This is a genomic window from Mesorhizobium sp. M0676, assembly GCF_040320535.1.
Taxonomy (GTDB): Bacteria; Pseudomonadota; Alphaproteobacteria; order Rhizobiales; family Rhizobiaceae; genus Mesorhizobium.
Genome location: NZ_JAMYPU010000010.1, coordinates 106846 through 120089, shown reverse-complemented (window position 1 = coordinate 120089; position 13244 = coordinate 106846). Strand labels below are relative to the sequence as shown.

The 13244-nt window shown below is 64.7% G+C and carries 11 protein-coding genes and 1 pseudogene; 4 read left to right on the top strand and 8 right to left on the bottom strand.

The annotated features are described in order from the left end of the window. Positions 1-140 precede the first annotated feature (140 nt). Genes NKI35_RS13580 through NKI35_RS13570 form a run of 3 tightly spaced genes read right to left on the bottom strand, consistent with a single transcriptional unit; the run spans position 141 to position 3044 of the window. Positions 141-731 (bottom strand): DUF922 domain-containing Zn-dependent protease, encoded by a 591-nt coding sequence (locus NKI35_RS13580; RefSeq protein WP_023673473.1) that lies wholly within the window; start codon positions 729-731, stop codon positions 141-143. A gap of 52 nt (positions 732-783) precedes the next feature. Further along, the gene (locus NKI35_RS13575) at positions 784-2061 is read right to left on the bottom strand and encodes a D-tagatose-bisphosphate aldolase, class II, non-catalytic subunit (protein WP_023831054.1); all 1278 of its coding nucleotides are present in this window, start codon (positions 2059-2061) and stop codon (positions 784-786) included. Beyond that, positions 2058-3044, bottom strand: a complete 987-nt coding sequence (locus tag NKI35_RS13570; protein WP_023699147.1) for a tagatose kinase — start codon at positions 3042-3044, stop codon at positions 2058-2060. The genes NKI35_RS13575 and NKI35_RS13570 overlap by 4 nt, the downstream gene beginning before the upstream one ends. Before the next feature lie 208 nt (positions 3045-3252). On the opposite strand from NKI35_RS13570, the pseudogene NKI35_RS13565 reads away from it, so the two are divergent. Together NKI35_RS13565 and NKI35_RS13560 are read left to right on the top strand one after the other, a co-directional pair. Further along, positions 3253-3883, top strand: a pseudogene (locus NKI35_RS13565) (glutathione S-transferase family protein). 145 nt (positions 3884-4028) lie between these two features. Continuing rightward, entirely contained in the window at positions 4029-4262 is a 234-nt protein-coding gene (locus tag NKI35_RS13560; protein WP_031193476.1) for a hypothetical protein, read from the top strand. 66 nt (positions 4263-4328) lie between these two features. Here the strand turns inward: NKI35_RS13560 and NKI35_RS13555 are convergent, their stop codons facing one another. The 5 genes from NKI35_RS13555 to NKI35_RS13535 form a co-directional block, all read right to left on the bottom strand. Beyond that, positions 4329-4826, bottom strand: coding sequence for a GNAT family N-acetyltransferase (locus tag NKI35_RS13555; protein ID WP_023831053.1), 498 nt, complete (start codon positions 4824-4826; stop codon positions 4329-4331). A gap of 10 nt (positions 4827-4836) precedes the next feature. Next, positions 4837-5853: an ABC transporter permease gene (locus NKI35_RS13550; RefSeq protein ID WP_023673479.1), complete on the bottom strand. Its 1017-nt coding sequence runs from the start codon at positions 5851-5853 to the stop codon at positions 4837-4839. Continuing rightward, the gene (locus NKI35_RS13545) at positions 5850-7481 is read right to left on the bottom strand and encodes a sugar ABC transporter ATP-binding protein (protein ID WP_488494635.1); all 1632 of its coding nucleotides are present in this window, start codon (positions 7479-7481) and stop codon (positions 5850-5852) included. The genes NKI35_RS13550 and NKI35_RS13545 overlap by 4 nt, the downstream gene beginning before the upstream one ends. A gap of 171 nt (positions 7482-7652) precedes the next feature. Beyond that, complete coding sequence (locus NKI35_RS13540; protein ID WP_023673481.1) at positions 7653-8600, bottom strand: substrate-binding domain-containing protein; 948 nt, start codon at positions 8598-8600, stop codon at positions 7653-7655. A gap of 407 nt (positions 8601-9007) precedes the next feature. Beyond that, positions 9008-10015, bottom strand: a complete 1008-nt coding sequence (locus NKI35_RS13535) for an aldo/keto reductase (protein WP_352740374.1) — start codon at positions 10013-10015, stop codon at positions 9008-9010. A 399-nt stretch (positions 10016-10414) separates the two neighbouring features. Between NKI35_RS13535 and NKI35_RS13530 the strand changes: the two genes are divergently transcribed. Beyond that, the gene (locus NKI35_RS13530) at positions 10415-10639 is read left to right on the top strand and encodes a hypothetical protein (RefSeq protein WP_023699154.1); all 225 of its coding nucleotides are present in this window, start codon (positions 10415-10417) and stop codon (positions 10637-10639) included. Positions 10640-10755: 116 nt separating this feature from the next. Beyond that, on the top strand, positions 10756-13242 hold the full coding sequence (gene ligD / locus NKI35_RS13525) for a DNA ligase D (protein ID WP_352740372.1): 2487 nt from the start codon (positions 10756-10758) through the stop codon (positions 13240-13242). The last annotated feature ends 2 nt before the right edge of the window (positions 13243-13244 follow it).

Genomic DNA, 13244 nt, shown 5'->3' with positions numbered 1-13244 from the left:
GCCTCGCGACCGTCTCCCATTCCCCCAACAGGTCGCGTGACGATCAGACGGTAGCGCTACCAAGCCTGCCTGTAAAGCGGCCATGCGGCCGGTGCTCTTGTCATTCGGAACACCGGGGCAATGACCGGTTCGCCGGCAAACTACCCCCCATTCACAAAAGCCAGCACCAGCTTCTGCAGGTTTCCGCCGGGGCCGAATTCGACCCGGTCGAAGTCGCGGCTCGCCTGCCGCTGAGCCAGCGAGATCTGGGCGAGTTGCCTCGTCAGCTCGGTTCTGATCTTGCTGCAGGCGGGGTCATCAGTAACGGTCAGGCCGACGCTCACCGCCTCGATCTTGCGCACCATCTCGGCGATGGCTGCGCCATGCACTCTCTCGTGGGCGGCGAGCCCGGCGATGAACACCGTCCAGTTCTTCTGGACGGAAGCCGGCAACGGTTCGGCCGGCTTCGGCAAGGTGTAGGTGATGATCAGTTTCGGGCGCGCCGATTTGAGCACGCAGGCGTCGCCTTGCGGCCTGTAGTCCCTGGTCCAGGTCAGCTTGAAATTGGTGTGCGCAATGACCCGACCCTTGCCGAGCAAGGGGCCGGCTTCGCCGATCGCGGCATAGAGTTCCGGGCCGGTCCGCCCTGCGATGGCGTAGGTCTCGACCTTTTCGACCGGCTTCCAGTCGGCGCGTGCCGGCGACGCCAGCAGGGAGGCCGCGAACAGGAGAAAGAACATGGCTGGTTTCATGGAAACGTCAGAGACACTGGGCTGAGGCAAAGATCAACCCGGCGCAATGCACTCAGGTCCCACGGCAGGCCGCGTCATAGTCGGCCAGCACCTGATCGACAGCTTCGAGAAGGATAGCCTCGGGATTGCCCGCCGGCCCGAGTTCGGCCGGCAGCGCCGGCAGGAATTGCCGCATCAGCGTTTCGGGAATGGCAACGTCGTCCAGCGCCTTGCGCAGGCGCTCGACGGCCGCGACAGCGGTGGGGTTGCTCCAATAATAGCGGATGCGGTCGCTGTAGCTGTAATGCCGCTGCACATATAGCTCTGCTTCATTGCCATGATAGTGGCTGTGCCAATGGCCGGGGGCTGCCAGCATCGCGCTTTCCATGGTCCGGGCGAGCGACCGGTCGCCATAGTCCCTGGCCATTTCGGAGGCGATCAGGTCGAGCCCGTAAAGCGCCTCGCGCAAGACGAAGGTCAGGCCGGGGCCGACCTTGAGGATAGGAAAGCCGTTTGCGACCAGCGCGGTCAAAGCCGCACGGGTCTGGTAGTCGGTCGAATGCGCCTCGTAGACGAGCGACGGCTGCTCATCGAGCAAGCCGGTCAGGCCCTTGGATTTTTCGGGCGCGTAGGCGACGACATTCTGGCTGCCGAATTCCACGCCCGGCTGCACCACCACGGCCATGACGCGGCCGAACGCCTCGGTCAGGCCTTCGCGGGCAAAGATCTCCCGGTGAACCTCGATCGTGCGCCGCGCCGCCGCCGCCTCGGTCGGCTTCAACTCGCTGATCGCATGGTCGACGCCGCCGGGGGCGGGAACTTCGGTGCCGATGATGTAGACCGGCAAGGTGCTGCCTGCGGCGTGCGCGCCCGTTTCGGCCGCCTTTGCCAGCCGCGCCGCCCGGGTGGCGATGGTCTCGTCGTCAAGCGCCGCCGGCTCGCCGGCGCAGCCCATCGATGCGTCGAGATGGATCTTGGTGAAGCCGGCCGCGATATAGGCGCCGACCATGGCCTCGGCCTTGTCCATCGCCTGCGCCGCCGGCTCTGCGCGCCACGGGTTCGGTCCCAGATGGTCGCCGCCGAAGATGATACGCGAGGCTTCCAGCCCCTCGCGGCAGGCTATCTCCAGCACGAAGGCGACGAACAGCGCCGGGGTCATTCCGGTATAGCCGCCGAACTGGTTGACCTGATTGCAGGTTGCCTCAATCAGCAGGTTTTTCTCCCTGTCGGCAACGGCGCGCCTGATCGCCGTCTGGATCACCAGCGGATGCGCGGAGCAGATCGAGGTGATGCCGTAGGGCGAGCCGTTTTTGCGCGCGCTGGCGAGGCCTGCAAGCGGGTTGGCGCTCATGTCCGTCTCGCTGTTCCCTTGATGAATTGATCGAGTCCGTCGAAGCTGGTGACGCCCTCCATCGGGCCGCGCCGGGTGACGTTGCGGGCGCCGGCGGCATTGGCATAAAGCAGCGCCTTGCCGGGCTCCATCCCCTGGCGGCGGCAGGTCAGGTAGGTGGCGCCGAAACAATCGCCGGCGCCCGTGGGGTCGACTTCCTCGACCTGAAAACCGGCGCAGTCGATCCTGGCGCCGTCGGCGCCGAACCAGGAAGAGCCGTCAGCACCGCGCTTCAGCACGATCTCGCCGACGCCCCTGGCAAACAGCGCCGCCACCGCCCGGTGCTCGTCATCGACGCCCGCCGTAGCGAGCAATTCGTCGCCGGACGGCAGCAGCAGGTCGGCATCGTCGATGAGTGCGGAAAACAGTGCGCCGTCGGAGCCGTCGATCAGCTCCTTGCGCACATTCGGGTCGAATGAGGTCGAGCCGCCGCGGGCACGAACCGCCTGCACTGCGTAGCTGACGATCTCCTTCAGCCCTGCCACCGACAGCGTCGATCCCATGATATGCAGATGGCCGGCCCTGTCCGCCAGCAGGCGCGCAGCAGTGGTCAGGTGGATCTGCCCGGCGGCGGATTCGGCGATGTTGTAGACGAAGTCCCTGATACCATCGGGCCGGTAGCGCACGAAGGCGCATCCCGTCGGGAAGCGGTCGCTGATATCGACGGCTGAGACGTCGACGCCGTCGCGCTCCAGCCTGTCCAGGTTGAGCGTGCCGAAATCGTCGCGGCCGACGCAGCCGATAATGCCGGCGCCGCCTCCCAGCCGGGCGACCTGATCGATGAAGATCGCCGGCGCACCGCTGGGGAATGGCCCGACAAGCGATTGCGGCTCGAGGAAGCCGAAACCCCGTTCCGTCGCCATGATCTCGACCAGGATTTCGCCGGCGACAATCGTTGGCCCCACGGCCTCGGCGGCGATCTCGCTTCGGCGCGAAAGGCTCATGCTTGCGATTCCTCTCACACGCAAACTGATTGCTTGCCCGCGCAGTTATCCGACGCAAGTGTTTATCGGGTAAATCGCACATACAGCGGTCAATAAAACTCTACATGCGTATAGTTTATCTGTTTCCGCGCGTACACATTGCAGGATTCAGGTGGCTGGTATCGTGGCACCGTGCAAATCAGGCGTCGACCGCAGCGAAAGGACAGCCATGCTCACGCTTCATGATTATTTGCCGTCGCAAAACGGTTGGAAGGCGAGGGTCGTGCTCGGCCTGCTCAACATTCCCTATGAAAGCCGCCTGGTGTCGATTTTCGAGGGCGAGAGCCACACCGACGCCTTCCTGAAGCTCAACCCGGCCGGCGCCGTTCCTGTGCTCGAACTCGAGGATGGCCGTGCGATCGCCGAATCGAATGCGATCCTCATTTATCTCGCCGAAGGCACGCCCTTGCTGCCGGCGGATCGCTATGTCAGCGCGAAAGTTATGCAATGGCTGTTCTTCGAACAGTACCATGTCGAGCCGGTCATCGGCTCCCTGCGCTTCTGGACGCTGGCCGGAAGGCTGGAGCGCAACCAGGCGACGCTTCCGGCCAAGCGCGAAGCCGGCGCCCGCACGCTGGCAGCGCTGGAGCGCAGCCTGAACGACACGCCGTTCCTTTGTCGGCGACATGCTCACCATCGCCGACATTGCTGTCTATGCCTACGGCCACCGTGCCGAAGATTGCGGCTTTGCGCTGGCGGCTTATCCGGCGGTTCGTGCCTGGACGGGCCGGGTACGCGACGCCATCGGTCCCGGCTATCCCGTGCATCTCTACAGCATCGATCGGCATTCGGCTGCTTGAAGGCAAAAGGCGCGTTCACCTTGCTTAGTCGAAAAGAAGACCCAGATTCTGCTTTGTCGGCGGCTTTCGCTCGCAATCCGTTGACTGGATGGCCGGATCCCGGCGTCAACTCGACGACCTGCCGGCACTTAGCATGGAGGTGACCATGACACGCGACGACATCATTTCGGTGTTGGGGCCGGTAGACGAGGCGGTCATAGCCGACATCGCGCTGACCGGCGCCACCCTTCAAGAACTGCGCGAGGCGTTCGCCTGGCTCGGTGCCGACGAGGCGCTGGTCAACGAGGGCCGCCCCTTGCCGGGAACGAAGGTGGCGCGGCTGATCGAAATTCTCGATATGCCGGACGACGAGGACGGCCGGCAAGCGGCGGCGCAGTAGGCTGTAGGCGTAGGGTATCGGTCTGCGCCACCTTATTCCCTATTCCCTACGGCCTATTCCCTCCCCTTACGCCCTCGACAGCAGCCGGCGCATGATCAGCGAGGCGTGGCCGCCAACGCCGTGCGCGGCCGGGCGGCGCTCGACCACTTCGAAACCGTGCTTGCGATAGAAGGCGATCGCCCGGTCGTTGCCCTCGATCACTTCCAGCGCAATGCTGGGGATGCCGGCATGCGCGACAAGCACCGCGTGCAGCAGGTCGGTGGCGAGCCCGCTGCCGAACTCTGTCTTGTCGATGTGCAGCCGGTCGAGCAGGACATCGCCACGATCGTCCATCGCCGCCATCGCGTAGCCGGCGATCGAACCGTCCGGCCGTTCGGCCACGAACGACATCTTGTTGTCGTCCCCAAGTTCCTCTGCCAGCCGCTCGGGCGCATGCTTGTCGTCCGAGAGCCGCGCGGTATTTTCAGGTCCCAGGATCGACGAATAGGTGCGCCGCCAAGACTCTCCCAGCAGCCGCGATACCGACGCTACATCGTTCTCTGCCATCGCCCTGATCTGAACCATGGCCGATCCCTTACCGCCTTACCCGCGACTTCAGCCAACGATCGAAGGCCACGGCCAGGATCAGGATCAGGCCGATGACGATGCTTTGTGTGTAGGACGAGACATTGTTGAACTGCAGCCCGTTTTGCAGCACGCCGATCAGCGCTGCGCCCACCACCGTGCCGCCGACCGAGCCGATGCCGCCGAATAGCGAGGTACCGCCGATGACCACGGCGGAAATCACCGTAAGTTCGTAGCCGATGCCGGCTACGGCTTCGGAGGAGTTGAGCCGTGCTGACAAAACGAAGGCCGCCAGCCCGGCGAAGAAGCCGACGATGACATAGACCGAGATCAGAATGCGGTCGACGCGCAGGCCCGAAAGGCGCGCGGCCTCGGCATTGCCGCCGACGGCATAGACGGCGCGGCCGTAGCGCGTATAGCGCAGCACGATGTGGCACAGGATGGCCGCCACCGCGAAGATGATCGCCGGCACCGGCACCGGTCCGATGAGCCCGGTGCCGAACCAGCGCATCGAGGCGTCGAAACCGGAGATCGGTCCACCATTGGAGATGGTCAGCGTCAGGCCGCGAAACACTGTGAGACCACCCAGCGTGACGACGAAGGGCGGCACTTTCAGCCTGGTGATGGCAAAGCCCTGGACGCCGCCGGCCAGCGCCCCGACGATGACGGCGGCAAGCAAGGCGGCGAACCAGCCATATCCTTGCGTGCCCGTGGTCGACAGCGACAGCGTGTTGGCGGTGCCGCCCTTGGCCACCACCGCCGCCACCATGCCGCAGAAGGCGAGCAGTGAGCCGACCGACAGGTCGATGCCGGCAGTGAGGATGACGAAAGTCATGCCGAGCGCGATCAGCCCGGTGATCGAGATCTGCCTCAAAATGTTGAACAGGTTGATTGGATCGATGAAGCTCGGCTTCAGCACGGTGAAGATGACGATCAACACCGCCAGGAACATCAGCGGCCCAAAACTCATCAGAAGCCGCGCGATGTTGATGCCGCTGCGCTGGGTCTGTTCGGTGGTGCTGGTCATTGCGTTGCGTCCTGCTTGCGGTCGAGCGCCATCAGTTCCATCAGTTTTTCCTCGGTCGCTTCGATGCCCGGCATTTCGCCGGTGATACGGCCGCGCCGCATCGTAACGATGCGATCCGACACTGCCAGCACCTCCGGCAGCTCCGACGAGATCATCATGATGGCGATGCCGCGCGCAGCCAACTGGACCAGGATCTGGTGCACTTCGGCCTTGGCGCCGACATCGACGCCGCGCGTCGGCTCGTCGACGATCAGTACTTTCGGGTCGCGCGCCAGCCAGCGGGCCAGGATCACCTTTTGCTGGTTGCCGCCGGACAGCCCCTCGATCGCCTGCTCGGGCGAAGCCATGCGGATCGACAGTGCCTTGCGATAGCCGGCCAGCGCCTCGCGCTCGCGCCGTTCGGCCATGAAGCCGGCGCCATTGCTGTAGCGGCCGAGCGAGGCGATGGAGAAATTGTTGAGAATGCCAAGTGCTGCAAAAATCGCCTGGTGCTTGCGGTCTTCCGGCACCAGCCCGATGCCGAGTTTGATGGCGTCGGCGGGGGAGGCCGGGGCGATCGGCTTGCCGTCCAGCGTGATGTTACCCGCCGCGATGCGGTCGGCGCCGAAAATGGCGCGGGCAAGCTCGGTGCGGCCGGAACCGACGAGACCGGCAACGCCGAGGATTTCGCCGGCCTTCACATCGAGGTCGACGCCTTCGAGCACGATGGCGTGCGGCGCCAGCGGATCGCGCACCGTTCGCAAGCCTCGCACCGAGAGCCGGACCTCGCCGGCGACGTCGCGCTGCGTCGGCCGCGCGTAGAGTTCGGAGGCGGCGCGGCCGACCATCTTCTCGATGATCTTCGGAATCTGGATGGGCCGGCCGTCGCGGTCGAGATGACCGGCCAGCCTGCCGTCCCGCAGCACGGTCATGCGGTCGCAAATGGCGGACGCTTCTTCCAGCCGGTGGGTGACGAACATGATGGCGACACCGTCCTTGCGCAGCCTGTCCATGATCGACATCAGTTTCTGCACCTCGGTCTCGGTCAGCGCCGAGGTCGGCTCGTCCATGATGATCAGGCGGCTTTCCAGCGACAGAGCGCGGGCGATTTCGACCAGCTGCTGTTCGGCTACCGACAGCGAGGACACCGGCGTCGCCGGATCGATGTCGAGACCGACGCGGGCGATGATCGCGCGCGAGGCGTCCTCCATCCTGCGCCAGCTGACCAGCCCGAGCGGCCCGAGCGGCGCGCGGCCGATGAAAATGTTTTCCGCAACCGTCAGCGTCGGGATCAGGCTCAGTTCCTGATAGATGGTGACGATGCCATGCCGCTTCGCATCCTGCGGACTGGACGGCGCGTAGTCGGCGCCGTCGAAGACGATGCGGCCGCTTGACGGCGGCATCACGCCGGACAGGATTTTCAACAGCGTCGACTTGCCGGCGCCGTTCTCGCCGAGCAGGCCAAGGATCTCACTGGGCCGCACCTCGAGCGAAACGTCGATGAGCGCGGTGACGCCGGAAAAATGCTTGGTCACGCCTTCGACGGAAAGGAGCGGGGGCGATGATGCGGTGGGTTCAACGGCGGACAAGCATTGCTCCCGGATTGCGATAGGCAGCGGGACAGCGCCCCCCTCTGTCCTGCCGGACATCTCCCCCACACGGGGGGAGATCAGCAGTTTTGCCGGCAGCACTATTTCTATAACGTTGGCGATTGGCGAAAGCAGACGTGACGGCCAATCTCCCCCCAAGTGAGGGCGATGTCCGGCAGGACAGAGGGGGGCGCGACAGAGCGCGACCTCCACCCGTCATGGGCCCTACTTTCACTTCGTCTCGTTCAACCTCTCCGCCTTGTCGAGATTGTCCTTGCCGATGACGATCGGCGTCAACAGCACCAGCTTCTCCTTCGGCTCGGTCTTGTCCCTGGCGAAGGCGACCGCGATCTGCACCGCCTTGCGCGACTGTTCGCCGGGGAACTGCTCGACCGTGCCGGCGAGCTTGCCGTCGCGCACGGCGACCAGCGCTTCCGGCAGCGCGTCGAAGCCGTAGATCTTGACGTCGGTGAAGTTGCGCGCGGCACAGGCTTCGAGCGCGCCGAGCGCCATGTCGTCATTGGCGCAGATGATGGCGTCCGGCTTGCCGTTGGCGGCAAGCCCGGCCTCGGTCACCGACAGCGCTTCGGCGCGGGCGAAATTAGCGGTCTGCTCGAAGATGATCTGGTACTTGTCCTTGAGCGGATCGAGCACATTGTGGACGCCTTTGTTGCGGTCGATCGCGGGCCCGGCACCCGGCTGGCCCTGCAAATGGAACAGCTTGGCGCCGTTCGGGAACGCCGCCACCATGGCCTGCGCCTCGGCTTCGCCACCCTTGACGTTGTCGGCGCCGACATGGGCGAGAATGCCCTCGACGCCGTCGACGCGGCGGTCGATCGTCACCACCGGAACGCCGGCCTTGACCGCTTCCTCGATCGCCGGCGCCAGCGCGTTGACGTCAAGCGGCGAAATCACGATGGCGTTGACCTTCTGCACAAGTGCGGCCTCGATGTCGGCGGTCTGCTTCGGCGCCGAGTTCTGGCCGTCGCTCTCGGTCAGATTGACGCCTTGCGCCTGCGCCTCCGCCTTGATCTCGTTCAGCATGTGCACAAAGAACGGAAAGCCGAGATTGGGCACCGAGCCCAATATGGTCAATTTGTCGGCGGCAAAGGCCATGGGCGCGGCCAGCGCCATGGCGCCGGTCGCCACGGTCGACAACAGGAATTCGCGTCTGTTCATCAGATATCCTCCACATGAACGCAGGAGCCCGAAACCGGGAGCGGCTCGGGACGGTCCTTGCGTCAATTCAAAAATGGAGTGTCCTGTGACCGCCCCGAGGGGACGCGAGGCGCTCCAGCCGGTCCGCCGCAACGTTCTCCTCCGCACGGCGCCGACCCGAGGATGCTAGCCAAGGAAAATCGATTACGCAAGGTGAGGCGAGGGGCTGAAACTGCTAATCTCCCCCCTTGTGGGGGAGATGTCCGGCAGGACAGAGGGGGGCGCTGTCCCGCCGACATTGGCCAATTTCACTTACATCTTTGAGCTAACCTCTACGCAGAATACTTGATGCGGGCGATCCTTCGCGCCCCCCTCTGCCTTGCCAGGCATCTCCCCCACGAGGGGGGAGATTGGCAGCTTAGACGCCTCTACCTGTCGATCGTTGTCATCACCCGCTCATTGTAGCGCGGCCCTGAGACCTTGCCCGGCGCAAGGGCTGCGTCGAGCGCAGCTATCTCGGCCGCGTCGAGCGTGATCGCGGCCGCAGCAACATTTTCTTCGAGATACTTGCGCCGCTTTGTCCCCGGGATCGGCACGATGTCAATGCGGAAACCGTCGCCCTTGCCGAGCACCCAGGCCAGCGCGATCTGTGCGGGCTTTGCCCCTTTGGCCGCGGCCACCTCCTGCACCGCAGCCGCAGCCGCGACATTGGCGTCATAGTTGGCGCCCTGATAGCGGGGGTCGCCGCGGCGGAAATCGCCTTCCGGATAATCCTCGGCGCGCTTGACGTCGCCGGCGAGGAAACCGCGGCCGAGCGGCGCGAACGGCACCAGGCCGATGCCGAGCTTTTTGAGCAGCGGGATGATCTCCGGCTCCAGATTGCGCTCCCAAAGCGAATACTCGCTCTGCAGCGCCGAGACAGGGTGCACGGCATGCGCACGGCCGATATTCGCCGCGCCCGCTTCCGACAGGCCGAAGAAGCGCACCTTGCCATCGGCAACCAGCCGGCCGACCGTGCCGGCGACGTCTTCCATCGGCACCGCCGGATCGACGCGATGCTGGTAGTAAAGGTCGATATGGTCGGTGCCGAGCCGCTTCAGCGAGCCCTCCAGCGCCTCGCGGATATGGTCGGGCCGGCTGTCACGCTCCGTGCCGACCTGTCTGCCGTTTTCGATGCGGAAGCCGAATTTGGTGGCAAGGGTCACCTCATCGCGCCGGCCCTTCAGCGCCCGCCCGAGCAGTTCTTCATTGGCATAAGCGCCGTAGACTTCCGCCGTGTCGAGGAAGGTACAGCCGAGTTCGATGGCTCGGTGCAGGGTGGCGATCGATTCCGCCTCGTCGGCAGGGCCGTAGGACTGGCTCATGCCCATGCAGCCGAGGCCGATCACCGAGACCTGCAGCCCCTGGCTGCCGAGTTTGCGGGTGCTGAGGGTCATTGCCGTTCTCCTTGGGGCTGAGGAAAACTATAGCGGCCGCTCCTCCAGTTTCCATAGCTGTTCGGCGGAAGAACAGCGCTTCCCTTGACAAAACCCAGCCGCAAGCGCCTTTGCTGGCGGCCATTGGGGGCCATGGGGATACCAATGAAGAAGATCTACGAGAAGCCGACGCGGAACCGGCGTCAGCAGCTCTCGCGCGTCACCGCGCTCATAATTCCTTCGGACCACTAACCGAATATTGTCGTCGCCATTGCAAAGCCCACTGCCGAGGCGCAGCGGTTTTTTGCTGCCGCCGGATCGTAGCGCTGCCAGAAGCAGGCGGTCAAAATTGACAGAGCAGCCGATCTCCAGCATCCTTATGCCGCCGCCATGTCTTGCGGTCTTGTGTATGAGTGAGCCATGGCCAGTTCCGTCACCAGCCAGAATTCCAAGCGCGCCGCGGTGCGCAAGGCGCTCGACCGCCACAAGGTCTACGTCACCGCGCAAAGCTTTTCCGGCGGCGTCTACTCGGCCCGCGTGCTGGTCGACGGCGAGGCCTACTGGGTCGACGAGTTCCGGCTGAGCCAGCTCCAGCAAGGGCTGTCCCCGGCCGAGCTAGACCTGACGCCGGCCACCGACGATTGAGTGTGAACGCCGTTCCTTCGCACCGCGCTGGGAAATTTGAAATGTTGGCGGGACAGCACTGTGCAGGAACGCTGCGCAGGGAAGGTTCGTCCGCCGCCGCCGCTCCCGCCTGACCCATGCCAACCCCGCCAACACTCAAGGCCTATCGCGCCAAGCGCGAATTTACGAAGACGCCGGAACCGGCGGGCGGGCTCATTTCAGGCGACGGCAACCGCTTCGTCGTCCACAAGCATCACGCCACCGCCGACCATTACGATTTGCGCCTGCAGGTCGGCGGCGTGCTGAAAAGCTGGGCGGTGCCGCGCGGGCCCTCGCTCAACCCGGCCGACAAGCGGCTCGCAGTTGAGACCGAGGACCATCCGCTCGAATATATCGACTTCGAGGGCGTCATTCCTGAAGGCGAATATGGCGGCGGGCCGATGATCGTCTGGGACACCGGCACGTGGGCGCCGATGGACGATGTCGACAAGAGCCTGCGCACCGGCGCCTTCAAGTTCCGGCTGGCCGGCGACAAGTTGAATGGCGGCTGGATGCTGACCCGTCTGAAGCCCAAGCCCGGCGAAGACAGCGAGAAGAAAAACTGGCTGCTGTTCAAGGAGCGCGATCTCGCCGCCGATACCGGCCTCGACATCCTGGAAGCGCGGCCGGAAAGCGTGAAGTCCGGCAAGCGCATCGAGGAGCTGGTGGCGCCGCCGAAAAAGCCGGCCCGCCTGCCCCCCAAACCCGGCGCGCTGAAACCCGGTGCGTTGCCCGGTGCGGTCAGGGGCGATCCGCCGTCGCGCATCGAGCCGCAGCTCGCCACGCAGGTGCCGAAGCCACCGGGTGGGCCAGTGGAAGACACAGGTGAACTCTGGCTCCATGAAATAAAATTCGACGGCTATCGTACCATGGCGCATGTCGGAGATGGCGAGGTCAGGTTGATCACCCGCGGCGGCATCGACTGGACGAAGCGTTACGGCGACCTGCCGCAAGCCTTTTCCCGGCTACCGCTCAGCCAGGCGATCATCGACGGCGAGATCATGGTGCTGGACGAGAAGGGCTTCTCGCGTTTCGCGCTGCTGCAGGATGCGCTGTCGGCGGGTGCGGGCAGCAAGCTCCATTTCTATGCCTTCGACCTGCTGCATCTCGACGGCTGGGACCTCCGCAAGGCGCCGCTCGCAAACCGCAAGGCCCTGCTCGCCGAACTGCTAGCCGGGCAGGGCGCTACCTCCGCCATCCAGCTGAGCGACCATGTCGAAGGCGACGGACAGGGGCTGTACGATCAGGCCTCGATCCTTGGGCTGGAAGGCGTCGTCTCCAAGCGCGCCAACGCCATCTACCAGAGCGGCCGCACCAAGAGCTGGACCAAGGTCAAGGCGCTGGAGACCGGCGATTTCATCATCGCCGGCTACACCGTCTCCGACGCGGCCGAAGGACTGGCGGCACTCGGCATGGCTGAATTCGCGGATGGCGAACTGCACTATCGCGGCAAGGTTGGCACCGGCTTCGATGCCGCTACGGCGGGCGACTTGCTGGCCCGGCTGCAGCCGCTGCGCGACGGCGCGACAGCACCCGAGGGTGTGCCGCGCGAGATCATGCGCGAGATGAAATGGGTGCGGCCGATGCTGTCGGCCCGCATCCACTACGCCAACCGCACGGCGGACAATTCGCTGCGCCACGGTGTATTTCGCGGCCTCAGGGATGTCGGCCTGTCGACGCCGGTGTCGCCGAAGCGCAAGCGGCTGATCGCCGAAGCCGATCTCGCCACCATCTGGGTGACCAATCCGGAGCGGCGGCTGTTCGGCAAGACCGGCCCGACCAAACTCGACATCGCCGTCTATTACGCGCTGGTCGGCGATTTCATGCTGCCGCATATCATGGGCCGCCCGGTGTCGCTGGTGCGCTGCCCGACGGGCCTGCCGAAGGACTGCTTCTTCCAGCGCCACGCCTTCACCGGCATGCCGCCGTCGGTGGTCACTTTTGATGCCACCAACTCCGAAGGTGAAACCAAATCCTATCTGTCGGTCGAGGGAGCAAAAGGTTATCTGGCACTGGCGCAGTTCGGCGTCGTCGAGTTCCACACCTGGGGCACGCATCGCTTGAGCCTCGACAAGCCCGACCAGATCGTTTTCGATCTCGATCCGGGTGAGGGCATCGCCTGGCGCGAAGTGGTCGAGGCCGCCGTCCACATAAAGGGCGAACTGGAACGGCTCGGCCTGGTGCCGTTCGCCAAGACATCCGGCGGCAGCGGCATCCACATAACCGTGCCGGTGACGCAAAAGCAGAACTGGAAGAAGCTGCACCAGGCGACCAGCGCCATCTCCACGCTTCTGGCGGCCACCGCGCCCGACACTTTCACCACCACAATGGGCAAGGAAAACCGCAAGCGCCGCATCTTCATCGACTACCACCGCAACGCCCGCGGCCACACCTCCGCGGCGCCTTATTCGCTGCGCGCTCGCACCAACCTGCCGGCCTCGACGCCGGTGAGTTGGGCAGACCTTGAGACGATCGATGCGCCGCAGGATCTGAACTATTCGTCCTTGCCGGGGCTGTTGGCGACGTCGGGCGATCCCTGGGCGGACATGGAGGATTTCGCGAGAGATTTGCCGGTGTTTAAATAAGG